At 67.0% G+C, this 22296-nt stretch carries 26 protein-coding genes; 12 read left to right on the top strand and 14 right to left on the bottom strand.

The genetic code is table 11. The features are described 5' to 3' along the window. Positions 1-39 precede the first annotated feature (39 nt). The 3 genes from ACWGRX_RS17675 to ACWGRX_RS17665 form a co-directional block, all read right to left on the bottom strand. Complete coding sequence (locus ACWGRX_RS17675) at positions 40-984, bottom strand: ribose-phosphate pyrophosphokinase (RefSeq protein WP_452118605.1); 945 nt, start codon at positions 982-984, stop codon at positions 40-42. Between the two features lie 179 nt (positions 985-1163). After that, positions 1164-1709: a hypothetical protein gene (locus tag ACWGRX_RS17670; protein ID WP_452118604.1), complete on the bottom strand. Its 546-nt coding sequence runs from the start codon at positions 1707-1709 to the stop codon at positions 1164-1166. Between the two features lie 104 nt (positions 1710-1813). Next, a complete protein-coding gene (locus ACWGRX_RS17665) occupies positions 1814-2965 on the bottom strand; it encodes a M24 family metallopeptidase (RefSeq protein WP_452118603.1) in 1152 nt (383 codons plus the stop codon). Between the two features lie 189 nt (positions 2966-3154). On the opposite strand from ACWGRX_RS17665, the gene ACWGRX_RS17660 reads away from it, so the two are divergent. From ACWGRX_RS17660 to ACWGRX_RS17635, 6 genes are all read left to right on the top strand, one after another. Then, on the top strand, positions 3155-3409 hold the full coding sequence (locus ACWGRX_RS17660; RefSeq protein ID WP_291633343.1) for an accessory factor UbiK family protein: 255 nt from the start codon (positions 3155-3157) through the stop codon (positions 3407-3409). A 295-nt stretch (positions 3410-3704) separates the two neighbouring features. Continuing rightward, a complete protein-coding gene (locus ACWGRX_RS17655) occupies positions 3705-4211 on the top strand; it encodes a type III secretion system chaperone family protein (protein ID WP_291633345.1) in 507 nt (168 codons plus the stop codon). Between the two features lie 126 nt (positions 4212-4337). Beyond that, the gene (proC, locus tag ACWGRX_RS17650; protein ID WP_452118602.1) at positions 4338-5153 is read left to right on the top strand and encodes a pyrroline-5-carboxylate reductase; all 816 of its coding nucleotides are present in this window, start codon (positions 4338-4340) and stop codon (positions 5151-5153) included. A gap of 164 nt (positions 5154-5317) precedes the next feature. Further along, a complete protein-coding gene (locus tag ACWGRX_RS17645; RefSeq protein WP_452118601.1) occupies positions 5318-6058 on the top strand; it encodes a TetR/AcrR family transcriptional regulator in 741 nt (246 codons plus the stop codon). Positions 6059-6153: 95 nt separating this feature from the next. Further along, positions 6154-8139, top strand: a complete 1986-nt coding sequence (locus ACWGRX_RS17640) for a methyl-accepting chemotaxis protein (RefSeq protein WP_452118600.1) — start codon at positions 6154-6156, stop codon at positions 8137-8139. Next, complete coding sequence (locus ACWGRX_RS17635) at positions 8136-8495, top strand: tRNA-binding protein (RefSeq protein WP_452118599.1); 360 nt, start codon at positions 8136-8138, stop codon at positions 8493-8495. Before ACWGRX_RS17640 ends, ACWGRX_RS17635 begins: the two co-directional genes overlap by 4 nt. 4 nt (positions 8496-8499) lie before the next feature. Here ACWGRX_RS17635 and ACWGRX_RS17630 read toward each other — a convergent pair whose 3' ends face one another. Next, positions 8500-9417, bottom strand: coding sequence for a pyridoxamine 5'-phosphate oxidase family protein (locus ACWGRX_RS17630; RefSeq protein ID WP_452118598.1), 918 nt, complete (start codon positions 9415-9417; stop codon positions 8500-8502). 5 nt (positions 9418-9422) lie between these two features. After that, a complete protein-coding gene (locus tag ACWGRX_RS17625; RefSeq protein WP_452118597.1) occupies positions 9423-10046 on the bottom strand; it encodes a glutathione S-transferase in 624 nt (207 codons plus the stop codon). A 68-nt stretch (positions 10047-10114) separates the two neighbouring features. Between ACWGRX_RS17625 and ACWGRX_RS17620 the strand changes: the two genes are divergently transcribed. After that, the gene (locus ACWGRX_RS17620; RefSeq protein ID WP_452118682.1) at positions 10115-11050 is read left to right on the top strand and encodes a LysR family transcriptional regulator; all 936 of its coding nucleotides are present in this window, start codon (positions 10115-10117) and stop codon (positions 11048-11050) included. A gap of 15 nt (positions 11051-11065) precedes the next feature. Here the strand turns inward: ACWGRX_RS17620 and ACWGRX_RS17615 are convergent, their stop codons facing one another. Beyond that, entirely contained in the window at positions 11066-11989 is a 924-nt protein-coding gene (locus ACWGRX_RS17615) for a transcriptional regulator GcvA (protein ID WP_452118596.1), read from the bottom strand. A 105-nt stretch (positions 11990-12094) separates the two neighbouring features. Between ACWGRX_RS17615 and ACWGRX_RS17610 the strand changes: the two genes are divergently transcribed. Then, positions 12095-12319: a DUF1127 domain-containing protein gene (locus ACWGRX_RS17610; protein ID WP_452118595.1), complete on the top strand. Its 225-nt coding sequence runs from the start codon at positions 12095-12097 to the stop codon at positions 12317-12319. Positions 12320-12411: 92 nt separating this feature from the next. On the opposite strand, the gene ACWGRX_RS17605 is transcribed toward ACWGRX_RS17610, so the two are convergent. From ACWGRX_RS17605 to ACWGRX_RS17595, 3 genes are all read right to left on the bottom strand, one after another. Further along, positions 12412-13860, bottom strand: a complete 1449-nt coding sequence (locus ACWGRX_RS17605; protein WP_452118594.1) for an ATP-binding protein — start codon at positions 13858-13860, stop codon at positions 12412-12414. 5 nt (positions 13861-13865) lie between these two features. Further along, positions 13866-14594, bottom strand: coding sequence for a response regulator (locus tag ACWGRX_RS17600; protein WP_291633415.1), 729 nt, complete (start codon positions 14592-14594; stop codon positions 13866-13868). A 61-nt stretch (positions 14595-14655) separates the two neighbouring features. Continuing rightward, entirely contained in the window at positions 14656-15165 is a 510-nt protein-coding gene (locus tag ACWGRX_RS17595) for a MarR family winged helix-turn-helix transcriptional regulator (RefSeq protein WP_452118593.1), read from the bottom strand. Positions 15166-15350: 185 nt separating this feature from the next. Between ACWGRX_RS17595 and ACWGRX_RS17590 the strand changes: the two genes are divergently transcribed. After that, on the top strand, positions 15351-16238 hold the full coding sequence (locus tag ACWGRX_RS17590) for a branched-chain amino acid aminotransferase (protein ID WP_452118592.1): 888 nt from the start codon (positions 15351-15353) through the stop codon (positions 16236-16238). Positions 16239-16295: 57 nt separating this feature from the next. Here ACWGRX_RS17590 and ACWGRX_RS17585 read toward each other — a convergent pair whose 3' ends face one another. From ACWGRX_RS17585 to uvrC, 5 genes are all read right to left on the bottom strand, one after another. After that, positions 16296-17378, bottom strand: coding sequence for a DUF1176 domain-containing protein (locus ACWGRX_RS17585; RefSeq protein ID WP_452118591.1), 1083 nt, complete (start codon positions 17376-17378; stop codon positions 16296-16298). A gap of 2 nt (positions 17379-17380) precedes the next feature. Beyond that, the gene (locus ACWGRX_RS17580) at positions 17381-17836 is read right to left on the bottom strand and encodes a molybdenum cofactor biosynthesis protein MoaE (RefSeq protein WP_452118590.1); all 456 of its coding nucleotides are present in this window, start codon (positions 17834-17836) and stop codon (positions 17381-17383) included. A 13-nt stretch (positions 17837-17849) separates the two neighbouring features. Further along, positions 17850-18101 carry a molybdopterin converting factor subunit 1 gene (moaD, locus tag ACWGRX_RS17575; protein ID WP_291633419.1) on the bottom strand — a complete coding sequence of 84 codons (252 nt, stop codon included), beginning with the start codon at positions 18099-18101 and terminating at the stop codon, positions 17850-17852. A 23-nt stretch (positions 18102-18124) separates the two neighbouring features. Then, positions 18125-18736: a CDP-diacylglycerol--glycerol-3-phosphate 3-phosphatidyltransferase gene (pgsA, locus tag ACWGRX_RS17570; protein WP_291633368.1), complete on the bottom strand. Its 612-nt coding sequence runs from the start codon at positions 18734-18736 to the stop codon at positions 18125-18127. A gap of 137 nt (positions 18737-18873) precedes the next feature. Then, positions 18874-20985, bottom strand: coding sequence for an excinuclease ABC subunit UvrC (gene uvrC / locus ACWGRX_RS17565; RefSeq protein ID WP_452118681.1), 2112 nt, complete (start codon positions 20983-20985; stop codon positions 18874-18876). A gap of 389 nt (positions 20986-21374) precedes the next feature. Between uvrC and ACWGRX_RS17560 the strand changes: the two genes are divergently transcribed. The 3 genes from ACWGRX_RS17560 to ACWGRX_RS17550 all read left to right on the top strand — a co-directional run bounded on the left by ACWGRX_RS17560 (position 21375) and on the right by ACWGRX_RS17550 (position 22292). Continuing rightward, positions 21375-21584 (top strand): cold-shock protein, encoded by a 210-nt coding sequence (locus tag ACWGRX_RS17560; protein WP_066471138.1) that lies wholly within the window; start codon positions 21375-21377, stop codon positions 21582-21584. 141 nt (positions 21585-21725) lie between these two features. Next, complete coding sequence (rpsU, locus tag ACWGRX_RS17555) at positions 21726-22001, top strand: 30S ribosomal protein S21 (protein ID WP_452118589.1); 276 nt, start codon at positions 21726-21728, stop codon at positions 21999-22001. Between the two features lie 33 nt (positions 22002-22034). After that, a complete protein-coding gene (locus tag ACWGRX_RS17550) occupies positions 22035-22292 on the top strand; it encodes a hypothetical protein (RefSeq protein ID WP_452118588.1) in 258 nt (85 codons plus the stop codon). The last annotated feature ends 4 nt before the right edge of the window (positions 22293-22296 follow it).

Raw genomic sequence — 22296 nt, 5'->3', positions numbered from 1 at the left:
GCGTTTCCGAGCGATGACTTCAAAGGGGCGCTCTGCCGTTCAGTCGAACAGGCTGGAGACGCTGGTCTCGCTCGCGGTGCGTTCGATCGCCTCGCCCATCAGATTGGCGATGGAGATGACGCGAATGTTGCGCGCGACCTTCACCGCCTCGGTCGGCATGATCGAATCGGTGATCACCAGTTCCTTGAGCTTGGAATTGGCGATGCGCGCCACGGCGCCGCCGGAGAGCACGCCATGGGTGATGTAGGCGTAGACTTCCTTCGCGCCCTGTTCGAGCAGCGCCTCGGCGGCATTGCAGAGCGTGCCGCCGGAATCGACGATATCGTCGAGCAGGATGCAGGAACGGCCGGCGACCGTGCCGATGATGTTCATCACCTCCGACTCGCCCGGCCGGTCGCGCCGCTTGTCGACGATGGCGAGCGGCGCATCGATGCGCTTGGCGAGGGCGCGGGCGCGCACGACGCCGCCGACATCCGGCGAGACGACCATGGCGTTCTTCCAGTCGAGCCGGTCCTTGATGTCGCGCGCCATCAGCGGGGCGCCGAACAGGTTGTCGGTCGGGATATCGAAGAAGCCCTGGATCTGGCCGGCATGCAGGTCGAGCGTCAGCACCCGGTCGACGCCGGCATGGGTGATCAGATTGGCGACGAGCTTGGCCGAGATCGGGGTGCGGCCCGAGGCGCGCCGGTCCTGCCGCGCATAGCCGAAATAGGGGATCACCGCCGTGATGCGCCGGGCCGAGGAGCGGCGCAGGGCGTCGGTGATGATCAGCAGCTCCATCAGGTGGTCATTGGTCGGGAACGAGGTCGACTGGATGACGAAGACATCCTGGCCGCGGACGTTCTCCTGGATCTCGACGAAGACCTCCATGTCGGCGAAGCGCCGCACGGAAGCCTTGGCGAGCGGGATACCGAGCGAGGCGCAGATCGCCTCCGCAAGCGGCCGGTTGGAGTTGCCGGCGACGACTTTGATCGAGGAATTCATACCGAGCGCACCAGAAACGCAGACGGGAATGGCCGCCCGCGGGGCGGTTCAGATTGGAGCGGCTCATAACAGTGCGATGACGCCGAGTCGACAAAAGACGCGGGCGTTCCGCGTGCAAATTTACGTTTGCACGCGCTCTGTGGCCGATCGGCCTCGGGCGTTCTGCCGGCGACCTAAGGTCAGCGGCGCTTCTCCGGCGCCGCCTGGGCGGTGCGGGTGGCCTCGCGTGCGTTCGGCTTGGCTTCCGCCGCGGGCGCCGTGGTCAGGAAGCCGGCGATCGCGTCCATCGAATCGGAGGCGGCCTTGGCGACGATGGTCTGGTTCACGCCGGCCCAGGGATCGCTGCCACCGCTGCCGCGGCCGATGCTCTCGCCCTGGACGCGCTGTGCCCGCTTCTTGGTCTCATCATAGACGTCCCAGACGAAGGCGAGCGCGGTCTGGCCATCGGCAGTGGGCTGCGCCGTCAGATAGCCGCGGACCCGGAAACGGGCGGGCTTGTCGCCAGGCACGATCTCCATCCTGCGCTCGGCCGCGGCTTCGCCGAGCAGGCCGGCAAAGGCGGTGGTGACCTGATCCGGCGCGCCGGAAATGCTCTGCACGGAGACGGGAACGCCTGGCGCATCGACCCGCGGGCGGGCTGCCGTCGTGGTCTCCTGGCAGCCGGCGAGCGCAAGCGCGGCAGCGGCAATAGCCCCGAGGAGAGGGGCGGAACGATAATTCGACATATTGCCTCCCGCCCTGTTTGTTGTCGGGCTCGGATTGCTTTGGTCTTCCCTGCTTCGCCCGTTCTAGATCATGTCGCGGTAAAGTGGAATATCCGGCCCCGAGGCTAGCGCATAACCAGATCGAGATCGGGCAGGTTCAGTGCTTCGGCGCCGGATTCGCTGACGAGATAGGTCCGGCCCAGACACATCGCGGTCTCGCTTTGCGAATCCATCAGGATCATGTGGGCGAACATCACCATGCCGGGCTCCAGCACCCAGTCATTGCCTTCGTAGAACATCGGCCAGTCCATCCAGGACGGGGTGAACTTGGCGCCGAGCGAGTAGCCGCAGGCGTTGAGCCGATGGCCCGACAGGCCATGGGCGTCGAAGCTGCTCGCATGGGCGGCGAAGACGTCGCCGGCCGTATTGCCGGGCTTCAGCGCCGTCTCGCAGGCGAGCAGCGCGGCTTTCGCCGCCTCGTGATAGCGGATGTGCAGCGGGCGCGGCCTGCCGACCACGACCGTGCGCATGATCGCGGCATGGTAGTGCCGGTCGGCGCTGGCGAATTCGAGGGTGATCTGGTCGTCGGCGTCGAGCCTGCGGCGGCCGCTCTTGTAGCGGCAGAGCAGGGCGTCGCGGCCCGAGCCGATGATGAACTCGTTGGCGGGATAGTCGCCTCCGCCCGAAAAGATCGCGTTGTGCTGGGCGGCGAGGATCTCGCCCTCGTCGGCGCCGGCGTGGATCAGGTCGAGCGCCGCCTTGTCGGCCGCGTCGGAGAGGGAAGCGGCGCGGCGGACATAGACGATCTCCTCCGCCGATTTCACCGCCCTCAGTCGCGTCACCAGAAGAGAGGCATCGGCGAGTTCGGCGATGCCGGCGAAGGCGGCTTCGAGCTTGCGGCCATTGGCGGCGACGAGGCCGTAGGATTCGAACTCGACGCCGATGCGCTTGCCGGCGAGTCCCATCTCGCGCGCCAGTTCCAGCAGATCGCGGGCCGGGTCGGCGTCGCGGCCATCCTTCCAGATCCGGATGTCGGAGAGATTCGAGGTGTGCTGGGCCTGGCGCAGATCGGCCGAGCGAGTCAGCAGTGCCATGGTGCCGTCGGCCTTCACCACCAGGCACTGGAAGAAGCAGAAGCCGAAGGTGTCGTAGCCGCTGAGCCAGAACATCGATTCCTGCTGGAACAGGAAGGCGGCGTCGAGCCGGTCGCGCGCCATCGCGGCGAGCAGGGCATCGCGGCGGCGGGCGAACTCGGCGGGCGAGAAGTGCAGAGCCATGGCAGGAACCGTCCGGCGATGCTGGTCGGACATGGATAGCGCGGACCCGACGGGCTGGCGAGCCGGTCGCTCGAAGCGGTCGTCCGCGACGAAATCGCTGCGTCCCGAAGCGCGCGATTGCGCCTGGCGCGCTCCTTCGCCATATCTCCGGTTCAAGGCGCGCAGGGCGCCGCAGCGCCGGAGGCCGCCATGGTCAGCACCAGCAACCGCATCCTCGACGACATCGCCCGTCTGGCCACCGACGCCGCCGGGGCGGCGCAAGGCGTACGCCGGGAGGTCGAGACCGTGGTGAAGACCCAGATCGAGCGGCTCTTGCGCGACATGGACGTGGTCACCCGTGAGGAATTCGAGGCGGTGCGCGAGATGGCGCTGCTGGCGCGCGATGAGAACGAGAAGCTCGCCGCCCGCCTCGCCGCGCTCGAGGGCAAGTCCGCGAAGGACTGAACTGCTGCCCTCGCATGTCTCGCGCTGTGGACAGCGCCGCGAGGGGATTGAGCCGACGGTCGAATCCGCCGAGCTTGGATAGCGTGTTGGGCACGTTGACCGCCTGCGCTATCGTCGATGAAGAGAGGTGATTCGTCGGCAGGCTTCGTCTCGCGAAGCTTTCCGATGATCCGGCGGCCGCTCGCGGTCGTTCAGTCGGGTTGTGTGCCTTACGCTTTTCCCAGTCGCCGTGTTCCTGTTCTCAAACGCGTCGGACCTGCTTTGCGGGCAGGGCGCCGGCAGTTGGACCCTGGGCATGATGGACCTTGATCTGGATGCCGAGAGTGATCGGCCTTCCAATCCTCTCGATCTGATTGAACGCCTTGCCGCCCTCAACCACTGGAGCTTCGACCGCGACAGCGACGACGAGCTCTCCGTCGCCGTCACCGGCGGCTGGGCGGACTACCATGTCGCCATCACCTGGCTCTCGGAAGTGGAGTCGATCCATGTCGCCTGCGCCTTCGACCTGAGGGTGCCGGACCGGCGTCGGACCGAAGTCCTGAACCTGGTGAGTCTGGTCAACGAGCAGCTCTGGCTCGGCCATTTCGACCTGTGGAGCAATGAGAACGTGGTGATGTATCGCCATGCGCTGCTGCTCTCGGGCGGCGCCGAGCCGACCGAGGAGCAGGCCGCCGGGATGATCAAGGCGGCGATCGATGCCTGCGAGCGCTATTTCCAGGCCTTCCAGTTCGTCGTCTGGGCCGGGAAGAGCGCCCGCGAGGGGCTCGAGGGCGCCATGCTGGAGACGGTCGGCGAAGCATAGGCTTGTCGAGGACCGCCATTGCGCGTCATGCTCGGGCTTGACCCGTGCGTCTCCGGAAGGAGATTCCCGGGTCTTCGCTTTCGCTGCGCCCGAGAATGACGCGCGGCATCGACAAGAGAGACGCCCATGTCTAGCCAGCTTCCGCAATCCCTCGTGCTCGTCGGCGCAGGCAAAATGGGTGGCGCCATGCTCGAGGGCTGGCTCCGTATCGGCATGAAGGGGCCGGGGATCACCCTGGTCGACCCGCATATCAGCGACGCCATGTCGGCGCTGGCTGCGGAAAAGGGCATGACGGTCAACCCGCCGACGGTCGCCCCGGCCGAGGTCGTTGTGCTGGCGACCAAGCCGCAGATGCTCGACACTGCCGCGCCGTCGGTGCAGGCGCTGATCGGCCCGCGCACCCTTCTGATCTCGATCCTCGCCGGCAAGACGCTCGGCGATCTCGCCCAGCGCCTGCCCAATGCCGGGGCGATCGTGCGTGCCATGCCGAATCTGCCGGCCTCGGTGCAGCGCGGCGTCACCGCCGCCGCCACCGGCCCCGGCGTCAGCGCCGGCCAGCGGGAGATGGCGGACGCGCTGCTCGGCAGCATCGGCAAGGTCGAATGGCTGGGTGACGAGGGGCTGATCGATGCCGTGACGGCGGTTTCGGGTTCCGGGCCTGCCTATGTCTTCCATCTCGTCGAATGCCTCGCGGCTGCCGGCGCAGCTGCCGGCCTGCCGGCCGATCTGGCGGGGCGGCTGGCGCGGGCGACGGTCGAGGGCGCCGGCGAGATGCTGTTCCAGTCCGATCTTGCTCCGGGGACGCTGCGCCAGAATGTGACCTCGCCGGGCGGCACGACCGCCGCCGCGCTCGAGGTCCTGATGGCCGAAGACGGCATGCCACTGCTGATGCGGCGTGCGGTTGCTGCCGCCAAACGTCGCGCCGAAGAGCTTTCCGGCTGAGCGGTCTTTCATCCAGCGCCTGCGAAGCCTAGATTCAGGGCGCTGGATCGCCGAGCGCTCGATTGCAGGCGTTGCTGATCCGGCCCTTGGTTGAGGCATCGGACCTGTCCGAAAAGTGGCTTCCACATTTCGGTTCGATGCACAGCAGGCGACAGGAGAATCCGATGGCACGCAAGCCCGCTTCCCCCGCAGCCGAGCCCTCAGCGGCGAAACCTGCGGCTCCCAGGCCCGATCCGCGCCGCGCCGTCGTCGAGGCGCTGTTCCGACTGGCGGCCGGCCGTCCGTGGGATCAGATCGAGCTGCCCGATATCGCCCGCGAGGCCGGGCTGAGCCTGTCCGAGATGCGCGGCCTGTTCCCCTCCAAGCTCGCCATTCTCGGTGGGCTCGGGCGGATCGCCGATGACGCGGTGCTGGCGGGCAATGCCGACGACCTCATGGAGGAGAGCTACAAGGAGCGCGTCTTCGATCTGGTGATGCGCCGCCTCGACGCCTTGGCGCCCTACAAGCCCGGTCTGCGCGCCGTGATGCCGGCGCTGCGGCGTGACCCGCTGGCGCTGGCGGCGCTCGGCCGCAGCGCCGTGAATTCCTGGCGTTATCTACTGGCCTCGGCGGGCATCCCGACCGAGGACAGCCTCGGTGCTGTCAGGGTCCGCGGCGCGGTGCTGCTGATGAGCCGCGTCGCCGAGACCTGGCTCGATGATGACGAGCCGGAGCTGTCGCGGACCATGGCCAAGCTCGATCGCGAGCTGAAATCCGCCGGCCGGATCATGGCCCGCGTCGAGGATGTGCACCGGCTTACCGCGCCGCTGCGCGGCCTCGCGCGGGCGCTCTGCGGCGGCCGGCGCGAGAGCCGAAGGGAGCGGATGCGCAGCGAAGAAGGCGATGGCTACGCGGCGGCGATCTGAGCTGCGGCGCCCTATCGTGGCGGAAACGTGGCGCCATTAAGTGGCCCTTAGCGATTTCTGGCAACTGTGCGGCATCTCACCTCTGAGGCCCGCGCATGCCCCTTCTGAAGAAATTTGCCTCGCTGTCGATCGGTCGCTCGTTCGGCCTGGTCGCGATTCTCGCCGCCGTGATCGCGGTGGTCAGCGTCGCCGTGACCCTCAATCAGGCGCGTATCGATCTGGTGGAGCTGAAGCGGTCCGAGGTGAAGGAAATCGTCGAGGCGGCGGCTTCTACGGTGAACGCCTATCTTGCGCGGGTCGAGAAGGGCGAGCTGAAGGAGGCGGACGCCCAGAAGCTGGCGATCGACGCCATTGCCAATGCCCGCTTCGACAACGGCAACTACCTGTTTGTGGTGCGCTTCGACGGCGTCAACATCGCCCATGCCAATCCCAAGCTGGTCGGGTCGGACATGATGGCCTTCAAGGACGCCAATGGCCGCTTCTTCGTCAAGGAGATGGTCGATCTCGGCAAGGCGCAGGGTGAAGGCTTCCTCGATTATCACTGGCTGAAGACGGGGGACAAGGATCCGTCGTTGAAGATGTCCTATGTCGCCACCGTGCCGAAATGGCAGTGGGTGATCGGGACCGGGACGCATCTCGATAGCGTCGACACGGCCTTCGCCGAGCTGGTCCGGGACGTCGCCATCGTGCTCGTGCCGCTCGCCTTGCTGATGTTCGGGCTGGTCTTCTATCTGAGCCGTCGTGCCTCACGCATGCTCGCAGGGCTGTCCGAGAACATGAGCGCGCTCGCCGCCGGCGATCTTCAGGTCGCGATCGCCCATCAGGAGCGCCAGGACGAGGTCGGCAACATGGCGCGGGCGCTGGTCGTGTTCCGCGATGCGGCCCTGGCCAAGCAACAGGTCGAGGCCGAGAAGGCCCAGGCCGAAGCCGATGCGAGCGAGCAGCGCCGTGCCGCGGATACGCAGCGCAGCCTCAACGAGGCGCAGCGCAGCGACGAGGCGCAGAAGCAGGCTGTTGTCGTGGCGGAGCTGGGTGCCGGTCTCGAGCACCTGACCGCTGGCGATCTGACCTATCGCATCGATGCCGTCTTCAGCAGCGAGTACGCCAAGCTGAAGCAGGATTTCAACGCGGCGATCGCGCAGCTCGAAGAGACGATGCGCCAGATCGCCAACAATACCGAGAGCATGAAGGCCGGCGCCGGCGAAATCAGTCAGGCTGCCGACGATCTCGCCAGCCGGACCGAGCAGCAGGCCTCGTCCGTGGAGGAGACCGCGACCGCGCTCGACCAGCTCACCGCGACGGTGCGCCAAACCGCCGAAGGCGCGCGCCAGGCCAGCCAGGCGACGACCCAGGTCAAGGGTGAGGCGGAGCAGTCCGGCCAGATCGTCCGCGAGGCGGTCGCCGCCATGGGCGGCATCGAAAAATCCTCCGAGGAGATCTCGCAGATCGTCGGGGTGATCGACGAAATCGCCTTCCAGACCAATCTGCTGGCGCTCAACGCGAGCGTCGAGGCAGCGCGTGCCGGCGATGCCGGCAAGGGCTTCGCGGTCGTCGCTTCCGAGGTGCGGGCGCTCGCCCAGCGTTCGGCCGATGCCGCCAAGGAGATCAAGGGGCTGATCACCGCCTCTTCGGTCGAGGTCGAGAAGGGCGTGGCGCTGGTCGGGCAGACCGGCAAGGCGCTCGAGCGCATGTCCGGCGAGATCACCCGCGCCACCTCGCTCGTTGCGGACATCGCTGCCGCGGCGCAGGAGCAGGCGATGGGGCTGCAAGAGGTCAACACCGCCGTCAACGAGATGGACCAGGCGACCCAGCAGAACGCGGCGATGGCCGAGCAGTCGACAGCCGCCTCGCAAGCGCTGGCGCAGGAGGCCGACCGCCTCGCCGAGCTGGTCTCGCGCTTCAGGCTCGGCGGCGACGTGACCGCGCTCAAGGCCATGGCTGCGAGGATGGCGCAGGTCGCGAACGTCTCACCGGCACCGGCACCGCGCCCGACGCGCGCGGCTCCGGCCGCTAGCAACGGCCATGCGGTGCCACGCAAGCCGGTTCTCGCCGGTAATGATCGCGGTTGGGAGGAGTTTTGAGCACACCGTCCGAGCCTGCAGCGCCGATCGGCTTCGAGGATTTCCTCAAGGTCGATATCCGCGTCGGCACCATCGTCGAGGCCGAGCCCTATCCCGAGGCGCGCAAGCCTTCGATCAAGCTCGTCATCGACTTCGGCGGCACGATTGGCCGCAAGAAGTCCTCGGCACAGATCACCAGACATTATCGGCCCGAGGACCTGCCGGGCCGGCAGGTTCTGGCGGTGGTGAATTTCCCGCCGCGCCAGATCGGCAAGTTCATGTCGGAAGTGCTGACGCTCGGCATTCCCGATGCCGATGGCGAGGTCGTGCTGATCGGGCCGGGGCTGCCGGTTCCGGATGGCGGGCGGATGTACTGAGCGGTCAGCCGGCGGCCGCTGACGTCGGCCGCCAGCGCCCCGTCGCGAGTGTCGTCGGGGCAGGTTCCGGGGCGGACCAGCGCAACGGCAGCGCTCCCCGGCGCCTCCAGCCGCGCCGGCTGTGGAAGCGCCAGAACCGCTGCGCACCGGTGAGTTCGTCGCGTTCCTGCCCGTCCCAGACGATCTCGGTCTCGCCCTGGAGCTGGATGAGATCGCCGCTCGAGAAATCTATGAAGAGCAGGCTGGCGGCTGGTTCGAGCAGCAGGTTTCCGAGCGTGTTGAAATAGCTGTTGCCGGCGAAATCGGGGACCGTCAGGCGGTCGCCCTCGACGGCGACGAAGCCCGGCCGGCCGCCGCGATGCGAGATATCGACCCCGCTTTTCGAGGCGCTGGCGATAAAGAGCGTGTCCGACTGCGCGATCAGGGTTCTGGTTGCCGGGTCGAGACCAGCGAATTCTTCGGTCCTCGGTGCCGAGGCCGGCACGGCTTCGTGCTGCCTGGCCTGGATGTATTTTGCGCAGTTGCCAAAGCTTTCGCTGATCGCGGCCGTCATGCCGCTGTCGGTGAGCGCGGTGATCCTGCCATTGGCACGGTTGCGCCGACGGGTACGGAAATCCAGTCCGAGCAGGCCGATCGGCGCTCCGGCCGCGAAGGCCGCCATGGCCGGGTCATGCGCTGGGGGCCGGGCGGCAATCGCAAGCTCGGTCGGCGATGGGCTCGCGACGAAGCCTTCTTCGCCGGTCAGCACGGTCGCGATCGGGCAGCTGGCCGTGTCGAGTCCGGCGGCGAAGATGTAGGGCAGCAGCGTAAAGAACTCCCGATGCTGGTCCGGCATGAAGCTGCGGATCCCGATCCCGCGTGAGCTTTGCCCGGCAAGCGCCTGCGCCTTCAACTCGCCCGGGTGGAAAGGCTGCCCGTCCATCGGGGTCACCTCCTCGTCGGAATGGGTGAGCGCGGCATCGGCTTGAAGAAGGGCAGGGTTTCGACGCGGGCGAGCCAGGCGCCGACGGCTGGATAGGGGGCGAGGTCGATGCCGCCTTCCGGGGCATGTGCGACATAGGAGTAGCAGGCGAGATCGGCCAGCGTCGGATGCCCGGCGGCGAGGAAGCTCCGATCCTGGAGATGCCCATCCATGAAGGCGAGGAGACGGGTCGAGATGCGTTCGGCCCGGCCCGGCTCGTCGGGGAAGTTGAACTGGGCGATCAGCCTGGCGATGGCCGGCCCGTGCATGACCTCGCCGGCGGCGATCGAGAGCCAGCGCTGGGTCTGGGCTGCCGCGACCGGCTCGTCCGGCAGCCAGTTGCTCTGCGGCGCATAGCGCCTGACCAGATAGACCATGATGGCGTTGCTGTCGGCGAGGGTGAGGTCGCCATCCTGCAGCACCGGGATCTGGCCGAACGGGTTGAGGGCGCGAAAGGTTTCGGCCCGGCGGACTTCCGCCGGCGCCGGCACGAAGTCGAACGCCAGCTCCAGTGCAAGCAGGAGGAGTTCGACCCGGTGGGTGTGACCGGAGAGAGCTGTGCCGTGCAGGACGATGCGGGAGCCGGACATGGGGACCTCGTTGTTGCCCGGCAAATCTGATTGTTTCGCCTGACGGTCGAAAGACGGTATCGTCGCAAATCAGAATTCCATTCGGAGCAACGAAACTGGACCGTCTGGACGAGCTTTCGATCTTCGTCGCGATCATCGACACGGGCAGCCTCGCCGGGGCGGCAAGGCAATTGCGGCGCTCACGCCCGGCGGTGACGCGGGCGCTCGCCGCCCTCGAAAGGCGAGCCGGCGTCAGCCTGATCGCGCGTACGACACGGCAATTGATGGCGACCGAAGCCGGACGGGAACTGGCCGCCTCGGCGCGGCGGATCCTGTCGGAATATGATGCCTCGCTGTCGGACGTCGCCGGCGCGCCGGTGCGCGGGGTCTTGCGGATCACGGCGCCGCTCGCCTTCGGCCGGCGCCATGTCACGCCGATCGTGGCCGAGTTCCTCGACCTTCATCCCGAGGTGCAGGTCGAGCTGACCTTGTCCGACCGCAATCTCGACCTGATCGAGGAGGGACTCGACCTGGCCGTTCGGATCGGGGCGCTGCCGAATTCGCGGCTGGTCGCCCGCAAGGTCGGTGAGGTCAGGCGGGTGCTGGTGGCGTCTCCCGATTATCTCGCGCGGCGTGGCATTCCGCAGCGGCCCTCCGATCTTGCCGGGCACGACACTATCGCCAGCATCGCCGCCGGCCAGACGCTGTTCTGGCGCTTCGCCGGCAGCGGCCGCGACGCCGGCGTGACGATCACACCACGCCTGATCGTCAACGAAGTCGAGTCGGTGCTGATCGCGGCTCGTTCCGGGCGCGGCCTGGCACGGGCGCTGTCCTATCAGGTCGCGCCGGATCTCGCGGAAGGCACGCTGATCCGGCTGCTGCGCGAATGGGAGCCCGCGGCCGCGCCGGTCCAGCTTGTTGTACCGGGCGGCCAGCAGCTGGCGTCGAAGGTCAGGGTGTTCCTCGACCATGCCGTGGCGCGGCTGCAGCAATTGCCGGTGATCCGACCGGAGCCCGGCGCCTGATCCCGGCGATCCGGGTCAGTGCCGTTCGTTGTGGGCCTTCGCCTCGTTTCGTATCCAATTGCGGAACGCCGCGATCGCCGGCCGCTCGGCCGAGGCTTCCGGGCAGACCAGATAATACTGGTAGGGGCTCCTGACCTGATGCGGAAAGGGCCGGACGAGGCGGCCCGCATCCTGATAATCTCCGATCAGCACGCTGGTCGCGAGCGCGACGCCCTGGCCCGAGGCGGCCGCCTGCAAGGCCAGGAAGGTGTGCGAGAAGCGGGGTCCCTGAGCGGAATCGACCCCATCGACGCCGGCCATGGCGAGCCAGCGTGGCCAGGTGATGTAGCCGGGAATGCTCTCCGCCGCCTCGTGCAGCAGAGTGTGATGACGAAGGTCGGAGGGTTCGCGCAAGGGGCGCTGAGGGTTGCCGAGCAGCGCGGCGCTGCACACGGGGAAGAAGTGCTCCTCCATCAACAGGTCGGAGCGCAGGCCGGGATAGACACCTTGGCCGAAGCGGATCGCCACGTCGACATCCTCGCGCCCGAAATCGGTTAGATGCGCCGAGATCGAGATCCGCACTTCGAGCTCGGGATGGCGCTCCTTCAGCGAGCCGAGCCTGGGGATCAGCCAGCTCAGGGCGAAACTCGGCATGGTGCTGACGGTCAGCGCGGTCGAGGCATCGGGACGCATCGCCTGCGCCGTGGCTTCGTCGAGCTGGTCGAGCAGGCCCGAGATCGTGGTGGCGTAGCGCTCGCCGAGGGCGGTCAGCGCCACGCCCTTGCTCGGTAGCCGGGTGAAAAGGGGGCGCCGCAGCCAGCTCTCGAGCGCCCGGACCTGCTGGCCGATCGCGCTTGCGGTGACCGCCAGCTCCTCGCCGGCCCGCTCGAAGTTGAGATGCCGCGCCGCCGCCTCGAAGGCGCGCAGCGCGGTTAGTGGCGGAAGCTGGCGACGGGACATTGACTGGCCAAGTTCAGCTTGGGCGGAAGCGTAGAAGTTCTCATTTGCTCGGCTGGTCCGCAAGGCGCAGATTCACGAGCATAATCGCCATGACAGGAAGCCGCCATGCCGGCCAGGACCGCCACAGAAAATCTATCCCAGCTCGCCGAGAGGCATGCCGCTATGGGCCTTTCCGGGCTGCTGCTGCGTTTCGAGGACTGGCTCGCCATGCGGGCGAGCGCACGGGCCCTCTACCGCATGGACGATCAGGCGCTCTCCGATCTCGCCTTGTCGCAGAGCGATGTCGAGCGCGTGAACCGCTCGGCCCGCAAGGCGCCCTGGCGTCAGTAGGGCGCGTCCAGCCTAGCAAGGCATCGGTCGTGGGCCCGGGCGAGCGTAGCTCGACCCGGGGCTTCTTGCGCACAGGCTGGAGAGCCGCCCGCTCAGACCGGCAGACGCACCGTCGCGCGCAGGCCGCCGAGCGGCGACTCGCCCAGCATGATGTCGCCGCCATGCGAGCGGGCGATGTCGCGGGCGATGGCGAGGCCGAGGCCGGTACCACCGCCATCGACATTGCGGGCCTCGTCGAGGCGGAAGAACGGCTTGAACACATCCTCGCGCAACTCCGGCGCGATGCCCGGCCCGTCATCATCGACCATGACGATGAGATAGCGCGCATCATGCGTGGCGCGGATGGCGATGCGGTCGCCGAAGCGGGCCGCGTTGGAAACCAGATTGGTCAGCAGCCGGCGGACGGCGTCGGGGCGGACGACGACGAGCGGGTCGCCGGCGACGGTGAGTTCGGTCTGATGGCCCTGGCGCTCGGCATCGGCCTTGAGATGCTCCAGCAGCGAGCGGATATCGGTCTCTACCGGCGATTCACCGGCATCGCCGCGCGCGAAGGCGAGATAGTCCTCGAGCATCCGGCTCATCTCGTCGACATCTTTCTCGATCGCCTCGAGGTCGGGAGAGCGCTCGAGCAAGGCGAGCGAGAGCTTGAAGCGGGTCAGGATGGTGCGCAGATCGTGACTGACGCCGTTCAGCATCATGGTGCGCTCGCCGATCGAGCGCTCGACGCGGCGTTTCATCTCGATGAAGGCATTGCCGGCGCGGCGGACCTCGCGGGCCCCGCGCGGGCGGAAATCGGCGTCGCGCCCCTTGCCGAAGGCCTCGGCCGCGTCGGCCAGGCGCAGGATCGGCCGGATTTGGTTGCGCAGGAAGAGCACGGCGATGGTCAGGAGGATCAGCGAAGTGCCGGTCATCCAGAGCAGGAAGATGTGACTGTTCGAGGCATAGGCCTGGCTGCGCCGGGTCAGGACACGCATTACGTCCTTGCCGAGCTTGATGCGGATCTCGATCAGGCTTGAGCGGCCGACGGTGTCGAGCCAGAACGGCCGCTTCACCTGCTGGCTGAGCTCGGTCGAGAGCGCGCTGTCGAGCAGCGAAAAGAAGGGGCGCGGACCCGGCGCCGGCAGGTCGGTGTCGGGCAGGATGTCGACATCGAGGCCGAGCCGCTCCTCGGCGATGCGCGAGAGCAGGGTCGCGTCCTTGTCCTGCGGGTAGCTCTCATAGACGTCGATCAGTGCGGCGATGTCCTGCGAGACCGCCGCGGAGAGCCGCTGCGTCACCGTCTGCCAATGACGCTCCATGAAGACATAGGCGATGACCGATTGCAGCAGCACGACCGGCGCGATGACGATGACCAGCGCCCGCGGATAGAGGCCCTTGGGCATGACCCGGCTGATCGCCCGCGCCGGGCGCTTCTGCAGGCGCTTGAGCGGTGCGAACAGGGCGGCGCCGATGCGCGCCAGAACGGTGCCCACCCGGCGCAGCCAGGTACCGATCCCCGTGGCGAGGGGGAGGAGGCGGCGCCGGAGCGAGGCGTCGGCCATGACCTTCAGCCCCGGTCGACGACGAGGCGGTAGCCGACGCCGCGGACGGTCTGGAGATAGAGCGGATCGGTCGGGTCGCGCTCGATCTTGCGGCGCAGCCGGTTGATCTGGACGTCGATGGTGCGGTCGTTGGCGGCCGAGCCCTGATTGGCGAGCTGCTCGCGCGGCACATGCTCGCCGGCCCGCTCGGCGAGAACGGTCAGGATCTCGCGCTCGCGTTCGGTCAGGCGGATCGATTCCTCGCCCTGGCGCAACTCACCGCGGGCGAGACCGAAGATGAAAGGGCCGAAGCGGACATAGTCCGGGCGCGGCGGCGGCGGTGGCGGTTCGGGCTGGGCGTTTCGCTTGAGGATGTTGCCGAGCCGCAGGATCAGCTCGCGCGGCTCGAAGGGCTTGGAAAGATAGTCGTCGACGCCGAGTTCCAGCCCGGTGATGCGGTCGCCGCTGTCGGCGCGCGCCGTCAGCATCAGGATCGGGATCTCCGAGCCGGTGCGCAGGCGACGGGCGAAGTCGAAGCCGTTCTCGCCGGGCATCATGATGTCGAGCACCATGGCGTCGAAGACGAGATGTCCGAGACGATTATCGGCCTCCGCCGCGTTGGCGGCGGTGGTGACGCGGTAGCCGTGGTCGCCGAGGAAGCGCGCCAGCAGGTCGCGCAGGCGGCGGTCGTCGTCGACCACCAGGATATGTGGGGCCTCGTCCGGAATCGGCTTGCGCTGGCCGCTTGGCGCCATCATCCCATCCCTCTCGCCAATGTCGTCTTCGGGCTCATGCCCTTCCGACTAGCACGAAGCGTCAGGTCGACCCAGCCAGATGCGCCATAACGCCGCGTCGTGCGGCCGGATCGATCAGTCCGGCGAGATAGCGCGCGATGATCGGGGCCGTTTCGGGGCCCGCCGCTTCGAGGGCGCGGCCGATGCGCCTGGCCTGCAACTCGGCGAGGCGAATGGCGAGCTCGCGCCCTGCCGCGGTGGCGTGCAGCTTGCGCTGGCGCTTGTCGCGGGTGCCGGGCCGTTGCTCGACGAAGCCGGTCTCGACCAGCTCCTTCAGCACGCGGTTGAGGCTCTGCTTGGTGATCTGCAGGATATCGAGCAGCTCGGCGATGGTCATGCCCGGCCGGCGCTGGACGAAGTGCAGCACGCGGTGATGGGCGCGGCCGAAGCCGTAATCGGCGAGGATGCGGTCGGGATCGCCGACGAAGTCGCGATAGGCGAAGAAGAACAGCTCGATCAGGTCGTAGGGCACCGGCTGGCTCGACGTTTCTGATGCGGCCGGAGCTACGGGAGTCGGGGTGGGCGTGCTCACGTTCGTGATCTCTTTTTATGTCAGCCTTGTTGACATATCTCAGACGTAAGATTACCGGTCAAGCACGCGGTGCGACCGATTATGTCGCAAGCGCCGGCTTCGGCGTAGTTTTGATACCGCGCTTGCACCCGGTTTCGCCTTGTGGCGATGTCGGCTGCAAGAAGAGGATCAGGAGGATCTGTACCATGTCAGTCATTCCTTTCGACCAGCGCGACGGCGTCATCTGGTTCGACGGCAAGCTCGTGCCGTGGAAGGACGCCAAGGTGCACGTACTGACCCATGGGCTGCATTACGGATCCTGCATCTTCGAGGGCGAGCGCGCCTATGACGGCGTGATCTACAAGTGCACCGAGCACTCGCAGCGCCTGCACAAATCGGCCGAGATCATGGATTTCACGATCCCCTATTCGATCGCCGAGCTCGATGAAGCCAAATATCTCTGCCTCAAGGAAAACGGCCTGCGCGACGCCTATATCCGCCCGGTCGCCTGGCGCGGCTCGGAGATGATGGCCGTCTCCGGTCTGAACAACGCGATCCATACCGCGATCGCGGTCTGGGAATGGCCGAGCATGTTCGACATGGCGCAAAAGCTGAAGGGCGTGCGCCTCGACATCGCGACCTATCGCCGTCCCGACCCGGCCTGCGCCCCGGTGCATGCCAAGGCCGCCGGCCTCTACATGATCGCGACGCTCTCCAAGCACAAGGCGGAGCGCGGCGGCTATGCCGATGCGATGATGCTCGACTGGGAAGGCAATGTCGCCGAATGCACCGGCGCCAACATCTTCTTCATCAAGGACGGCGTGATCCACACCCCGACCGCCGACCGCTTCCTGAACGGCATCACCCGCCAGTCGGTGATCGAACTGTGCAGGAAGCGTGGTTTCGAGGTGGTCGAGCGCCGGATCCGGCCGGAGGAGCTGGAAGGCTTCTCCGAGTGCTTCATCACCGGCTCGGCCGCCGAGGTGACGCTGGTCTCCGAGATCGGCCCCTACAACTTCGTCACCGGCAATATGGGCAAGGTGGTCATGGAAGATTATTCGGACGAGGTTCGTCCGAAGTCCAAGGCGGCCTGAGGCCGCCCAACATCTTCGATTGAATTCGTCCCGGGCAGCTCGGTTGCCCGGGATTTTTCATTTCGTGACCTTCACTTCGCTGCGGAAGAGCACCGGCCAGTCGTCCGACGGCAGCTGCCGGCATTCGCCCATCGCGCTGAGCGTCGTGAGCGCGAAGTCGGAGCCGGTCCAGGCGTAGTTGCCCGAGCCGCCGCAGTCGCCGATGCCGCGGACTTTGGCGAAATAGCCGAGCTGGCCGTTCTCCGGCGTGTAATCCGAATTGATCAGGACATTGTCGTCATTGCCGGCGAAGGCGACCTTGCGTGCGCCGGCCATCGCGTCGCCCGTGACCAGCCAGTAGCCGGTGAGGATGTTGTAGGCGCCGGCGCCGCAATACAGCCCGATCAATTTGCGTCTGCCATCGAGGGGCCAGGCCCGGTCCGGGTTGTAGCGGGCGCCCCTGTCATCGTCCTCGCAGGCGTCCGGGTCGCTCGCCTTCAGATGCTTGCGCAGGGCGGCGCCCAACGCCTTCGCCGTACCGTCAGCCAGCGCCGGGCCGGTCGCCCTGGCGGCGATCACCGGCAGGGCCGGCGGAGACGGCACGGTGCTCGCGGCGGCCGGGCCCTTGCGGACCAGCGCCGTCATGGTGTTGAGCCGGCCCTGCTGCTCGTCGATCCAGAGCATGGCCGCGACCGAGCCGGCGAGCGAAATCGCATAGGTCTTGCCGGCCAGCGTGGCCGAAAGCCTGGTCGCCTTGCGCGCAGCAGCGATCAGCGCCGCGGTGTCGACTTCCGAAAAGACGATACGGGCGGTCTCGCCGTCCTCGACGCTGGCGGCAAGCGTCTTGCCGCCAGCCGGGAAGGGCGCGTCGTCGAGCTTGAGGCCGATCGTGAGCGGCGCCTTGAGTTTCTCGCCCGTCAGCTTGAGTGAGAGGGAGACGGCGCCGCCAGGGCCGGCGGGCCGTTCGAGCCTGAGATAGCCGACGGTCTGGGCTGTTTCATCGGGCAGTGAGAGCGCTGTGCAGCTGCGAAGGTTGTCGCAGCCGGCGGTCCAGTCGCGGAAGGTCTTGCTCTGGCCCTGTGCCGATGCCGGGACCATCGCGGCCAGGAGCATTGCGCCGCAGAGCGGGACCAGCCTCGTCCGAAACCATAGCGTGCCCACCGTCAGCTCCAGCGTTCCGCCGCCTTGTCGTCATCCGCCTTGGCCTCGACCCAGCCACCGATGCTGCCATCGGCGAGATGCTCCCGCTTCCAGAACGGGGCACGGGTCTTGAGATAATCCATCAGGAAATCGGCGGCCTCGAAGGCCTCGCGGCGATGGCTCGATGCGGCGATCACCAGGACGATCTGCTCGCCCGGCCTGATCAGGCCGAAGCGATGAATGGCGAGGAGGCCGGAGAGCGGCCAGCGCGCGGCGGCCTCCGCGGCGACCCGCGCGATCTCTGCCTCGGCCATGCCCGGATAATGCTCAAGTTCCAGAGCTGCGAGCCGGCCGCTCTCGTCGCGGCACAGGCCGGTGAAGCTGACGACGGCGCCGATATTGGCATCGCCGCGACCGAGCGCCGCGACCTCGGCGCCGAGGTCGAAATCCTCGCGCTGGATGCGGACCACCGGGGTCATCGTCCGTCCCCGCTCAGCCGCCGGTCATTGGCGGGAAGAAGGCGATCTCGCGGGCTCCGGCGATCGAGGCGGCGGGCTTGGCATGGGTATGGTCGATGGCGGCGCGCACGATCGCCTCGTTCTCGAAGGCGAGCTCATAGCCTTCGCCGCGGGTCTTCAGCCAGCGCACCAGCTCGGCGATGGTCGCGGTGCCGGGCGGCGGCGAGACGATCTCGTCGGCGAGGCCGACGCGCTCGCGCACCCAGGCGAAATAGACGAGCTTCAGGGGCGGGGCGGCTACATGCTGGTTCATGGCGCGCGCTCATCCATGGCGACGAGATGCCGGATGCCGGCGTTCAAATAGTCCCAGCCGGTATAGATCGTCAGCATGGCGGCGATCCAGAGCATGACGATCCCGATCTGGGTATTGTGGGGCAGGACCTGGTCGCCGGCCGGGCCGACGACGAGGAAGCCGAGCGCGAAGAGCTGTGCCGTCGTCTTCCATTTCGCGACCTTGCTGACGGGGACGCTGACCTTGAGGTCGGCGAGGAACTCGCGCAGGCCCGAAACCAGGATCTCGCGGCAGAGGATGACGATCGCCGCCCAGATCGACCAGCCCTTGATCGTCTCGGTATGGACCAGCATCAGCAGGAGCGCGCAGACGAGGAGCTTGTCTGCGATCGGATCGAGCATGCGGCCGATCGCAGATTGCTGGCTCCAGGCGCGCGCGAGCCAGCCGTCGAGATAGTCGGTGATCGCGGCGGCGACATAGATCGCCAGCGCCGCCCAGCGGGCCCAGTCGTCGCGCGGCCAGAACAGCAGCGCCACCAGCGCCGGAATCGCAGCGATCCGGCCATAGGTCAAAAGATTTGGCAGCGACCAGGGGCCGCGGCGCCGGATAGCATCAGGAAGAATCGTCACGAAGAACACCAAGCCGCGCCTTTGCGACAGCGTCAACACGGAACAAGGTGATTGCATGGCGAAGCTGCGTTTCGACGCCGGCCGCCGTTGGCGAGGCCGGCCCGGCTCAGATCGGGCCGATCAGCCGTGAGAGGGGCTCAGCGCTCGTGAAAATGGTCGTGAACGGCCTTGGCGGTCGCGGCATTGACGCCGGGCGTCTTCATCAGGTCGTCGAGCTTGGCGCGCTGGATCGCCTTGACCGTGCCGAAATGTAGCAGGAGCGCGCGCTTGCGGGCGGGGCCGATGCCGGGAATCTCGTCGAGCGGGTTCTTGGTGATGTCGCGCTTGCGCTTGGCGCGATGCGTGCCGATGGCGAAGCGGTGGGCCTCGTCGCGCAGCCGCTGGATGAAGTAGAGCGCCGGGTCGCGCGGGGGCAGCTTGAACGGCTCGCGCCCGACCATGAAGAAGGTCTCGCGCATGGCGTTGCGGTCCTCGCCCTTGGCGATGGCGACGAGCGCAATGTCGCCCGCGCCGCATTCGGCCATGATCTTGCGCGCCGCTTCGAACTGCCCCTTACCGCCGTCGACGATGACGAGGTCGGGCCGCGAGGGGAAGGGGGCGCCGTCTTCGGGATCGGGCACTGGTCCGTTCGTCCCAGCGGAAACCTCATCCTGAGGAGCGCCGTCAGGCGCGTCTCGAAGGATGGTCGTCGAAGTGCTGTCGCCTTCTGGAGCATCCTGCGAGACGGCCGCTTCAGGATGAGGGCTGGAAGGGGGCTCTGCTGCTGCTCCCTCCTTCGCCAGCCGCGAGAAACGCCGCTTCAGCACCTCGCGCATCATGCCGAAATCGTCGCCGGCGATGGTGTCGCTGGAGATGTTGAAGGTGCGGTAATGGCTCTTCATGAAGCCGTCCCTGCCCGCGACCACCATGCCGCCGACCGCGTTGATGCCCATGATGTGGGAGTTGTCGTAGACCTCGACGCGGCGCGGCGCCTTCGCCATGCCGAAGGCGACGCCGAGCGCGCTGAGCAGGCTCTGCTGGCCGGCATTGTCGGCGAGCTTGCGGGCGAGCGCCTCATGCGCGTTCTTCTGGGCATGGGCGACGAGGTCCCGCCGCTCGCCGCGCTTGGGCGCCGCGAGCTCGACCTTGCGGCCGGCGCGGGTGCACAGCGCTTCGGCGATCAGCTCGGCCTCGGGCAGATCATGCGAGACCAGGACCAGCCGTGGCGGCGGCTTGTCGTCGTAGAACTGCGTGACGACCGAGGCGAGCACCTCGGCCGGGCTCAGGCTCTTGTCGGCGCGCGGGAAGAGGGCGCGGTTGCCCCAGTTCTGCTTGTTGCGGAAGAAGAAGATCTCGACGCAGAACTGACCGGCCTGCTCGTCGATGGCGAAGACGTCGGCCTCTTCCACCCCTTGCGTGTTGATGTCCTGCCCGGCCTGCACTGCCGAGAGCGCCGCCAGCCGGTCGCGATAACGCGCTGCCTTTTCGAATTCGAGCTCCTCGGCCGCCGCCTGCATGCGTTCGGAGAGCAATTGCTTCACCGCCGAGGAGCGGCCGGAGAGGAAGTCGCGGGCCTGGTCGGCGAGGGCCTGATAGTCGGTGTGCGAGATCTCGCCGGTGCAGGGACCGGAGCAGCGCTTGATCTGGAAGAGCAGGCAGGGCCGCGTGCGGTTCTCGTAATAGCTGTCCGAGCATGAGCGCAGCAGGAAGGCCTTCTGCAGGGCGTCGATGGTGCGTTCCACAGCCCAGACCGAGGCGAAGGGGCCGAAATAATCGCCCTTGCGCTGGCGCGAGCCGCGATGCTTGGCGATCTGCGGCGCCGGATGGTCGCCGGAGAGGAAGATGTAGGGGAAGGATTTGTCGTCGCGCAGCAGTACGTTGTAGCGCGGCCTGAGCTGCTTGATCAGGTTCGATTCGAGCAGCAGCGCCTCGGTCTCGGTGCCGGTGGTGACGAACTCCATATTCGCGGTCTCGGCGATCATCCGCGCCACCGCATTGGTGTGGGCCATGCCGCGGGCGTAAGCCGAGACCCGGTTCTTCAGACTTTTGGCCTTGCCGACATAGAGCACTTCGCCGGCGCGATCGAACATCCGGTAGACGCCGGGCTTGTTCGGCAGGTGCCTGGCGAATTCGGCGATCACCTCGATACCAGCCTTGAGCGCGCCGGGAGAGGCCTCGCCGAGGTCGAGCGCAGGCTCAGGCGCGGGGAGGCTGGTCTCGTTCTCCAGCTCGATCTCGTCTTCGGGGATGTCGGGGCGTTCGCGATTCATGGTCTGCATGTAGGATGCCGCAGGCGCTTCGTCATGTCAGGAGCGGCCCCTTCCTGCCCGGCGCATCACGCACGGTTTCGCGCCGATGAACAGGTCGTTCGCCCGCTTGAATAGCTCTGTATTCAGGTGGCCAGCTTATCTATTTTCCGTTGATGTGATCGAGGTTTTACGAGCGATCTGCGAGGGCGGCCGAGAGGTGATTTGACCGCTTTTTGAATTTTTTATTGACAAAATCGATCCCGGACTCTATGTCTGCGTTTCGATATTAGGCCGAACGACTTGGCCTCGGCGCTCGCGAATGCGCCGCGCTGACGATCTTCCTCCTCTGTTCGAAATCGCCGCTGCACTGTTTCGTGTGGCTTCACTAAGCACGACTGTAGGAGGCTCCGATGAGCTCGGGTTCGGTCAAGTGGTTCAACGCCACCAAGGGTTTTGGTTTCATTCAGCCGGATGATGGCGGTCAGGACGTGTTCGTCCATATCAGCGCTGTCGAGCGGGCAGGCATGCGCGATCTGCGCGATGGCCAGAAGATCAGCTACGAGCTGGTCCAGGACAAGCGCTCCGGCAAGATGTCGGCGGATAATCTGCGCGCCGAATGAAGGCCCGCCGCCACGGGCGAAGCGATCTGAACGGCGACCACGGATGTACTGGCGCCATCACGTAACGCTCTGAGGCAAGGGCTATCGAGGGGTCGGGACATCAAGCCCGGCCCTTTTTTGTTTTTTGAAGAAAGGATGCCGATGCAGGTTCTTGTGCGCGACAACAATGTCGATCAGGCGCTGCGTGTCCTGAAGAAGAAGATGCAGCGCGAAGGCGTGTTTCGGGAAATGAAGCAGCGCCGGTCCTATGAGAAGCCGTCCGAGCGGCGTGTGCGCGAACGCGCCGATGCCATCCGGCGTGCAAGGAAAGCGGCGCGCAAGCAGGCGCAGCGCGATGGCCTGCTGCCCGCACCGAAGCGCAAGCCACCGCTTGGCAGGACGGCCCGGCCCGGCATGGCGCCCCGCCCGGCGAGCTGACACGCATCCGACACCAGCTGGAGAGAGGTTGCCATGTCGAGCCGCAACATGAAGCTGGAAGATGCCAAGGCGCGCGCGCAGGTCGCTTTCGAGAAATCCGAACAGCGCAAGCGCGATGCCTCGCTGGTCTGGCAGACGATCGAGGACGAAGCCCTCCAGGTGCGACAGAAGACGGAGCGCCTGAAGGCGCTGCGTCTCGCCAAGGAAGCGGTCGAGGCCGAAGCCAAGGCCAAGCTGCCGGAGCCAAGCGAGGCGAAGCCGGTCCGCCGTCGCCGGACCAAGGACAACTGACCGC

The sequence above is a fragment of the Allobosea sp. NPDC055594 genome (assembly GCF_053618995.1).
Note: the sequence above shows the minus strand (reverse complement) of the source record. Positions and strands in the feature narration are given on the sequence as shown.

Excerpts from the sequence above, each read along its gene's own strand:
- ACWGRX_RS17665 (WP_452118603.1), bottom strand. The coding sequence starts at position 2,965 with ATGGCTCTGCACTTCTCGCCCGCCGAGTTCGCCCGCCGCCGCGATGCC.
- uvrC (WP_452118681.1), bottom strand. The coding sequence starts at position 20,985 with ATGAATCGCGAACGCCCCGACATCCCCGAAGACGAGATCGAGCTGGAG.
- ACWGRX_RS17610 (WP_452118595.1), top strand. The coding sequence starts at position 12,095 with ATGCCGGCCAGGACCGCCACAGAAAATCTATCCCAGCTCGCCGAGAGG.
- ACWGRX_RS17655 (WP_291633345.1), top strand. The coding sequence starts at position 3,705 with ATGATGGACCTTGATCTGGATGCCGAGAGTGATCGGCCTTCCAATCCT.
- ACWGRX_RS17550 (WP_452118588.1), top strand. The coding sequence starts at position 22,035 with ATGTCGAGCCGCAACATGAAGCTGGAAGATGCCAAGGCGCGCGCGCAG.
- ACWGRX_RS17670 (WP_452118604.1), bottom strand. The coding sequence starts at position 1,709 with ATGTCGAATTATCGTTCCGCCCCTCTCCTCGGGGCTATTGCCGCTGCC.
- ACWGRX_RS17580 (WP_452118590.1), bottom strand. The coding sequence starts at position 17,836 with ATGACCCCGGTGGTCCGCATCCAGCGCGAGGATTTCGACCTCGGCGCC.
- ACWGRX_RS17590 (WP_452118592.1), top strand. The coding sequence starts at position 15,351 with ATGTCAGTCATTCCTTTCGACCAGCGCGACGGCGTCATCTGGTTCGAC.
- ACWGRX_RS17645 (WP_452118601.1), top strand. The coding sequence starts at position 5,318 with ATGGCACGCAAGCCCGCTTCCCCCGCAGCCGAGCCCTCAGCGGCGAAA.
- ACWGRX_RS17600 (WP_291633415.1), bottom strand. The coding sequence starts at position 14,594 with ATGGCGCCAAGCGGCCAGCGCAAGCCGATTCCGGACGAGGCCCCACAT.
- proC (WP_452118602.1), top strand. The coding sequence starts at position 4,338 with ATGTCTAGCCAGCTTCCGCAATCCCTCGTGCTCGTCGGCGCAGGCAAA.
- ACWGRX_RS17675 (WP_452118605.1), bottom strand. The coding sequence starts at position 984 with ATGAATTCCTCGATCAAAGTCGTCGCCGGCAACTCCAACCGGCCGCTT.
- ACWGRX_RS17640 (WP_452118600.1), top strand. The coding sequence starts at position 6,154 with ATGCCCCTTCTGAAGAAATTTGCCTCGCTGTCGATCGGTCGCTCGTTC.
- ACWGRX_RS17560 (WP_066471138.1), top strand. The coding sequence starts at position 21,375 with ATGAGCTCGGGTTCGGTCAAGTGGTTCAACGCCACCAAGGGTTTTGGT.
- ACWGRX_RS17630 (WP_452118598.1), bottom strand. The coding sequence starts at position 9,417 with ATGGACGGGCAGCCTTTCCACCCGGGCGAGTTGAAGGCGCAGGCGCTT.
- ACWGRX_RS17625 (WP_452118597.1), bottom strand. The coding sequence starts at position 10,046 with ATGTCCGGCTCCCGCATCGTCCTGCACGGCACAGCTCTCTCCGGTCAC.
- ACWGRX_RS17615 (WP_452118596.1), bottom strand. The coding sequence starts at position 11,989 with ATGTCCCGTCGCCAGCTTCCGCCACTAACCGCGCTGCGCGCCTTCGAG.
- ACWGRX_RS17660 (WP_291633343.1), top strand. The coding sequence starts at position 3,155 with ATGGTCAGCACCAGCAACCGCATCCTCGACGACATCGCCCGTCTGGCC.
- rpsU (WP_452118589.1), top strand. The coding sequence starts at position 21,726 with ATGCAGGTTCTTGTGCGCGACAACAATGTCGATCAGGCGCTGCGTGTC.
- ACWGRX_RS17605 (WP_452118594.1), bottom strand. The coding sequence starts at position 13,860 with ATGGCCGACGCCTCGCTCCGGCGCCGCCTCCTCCCCCTCGCCACGGGG.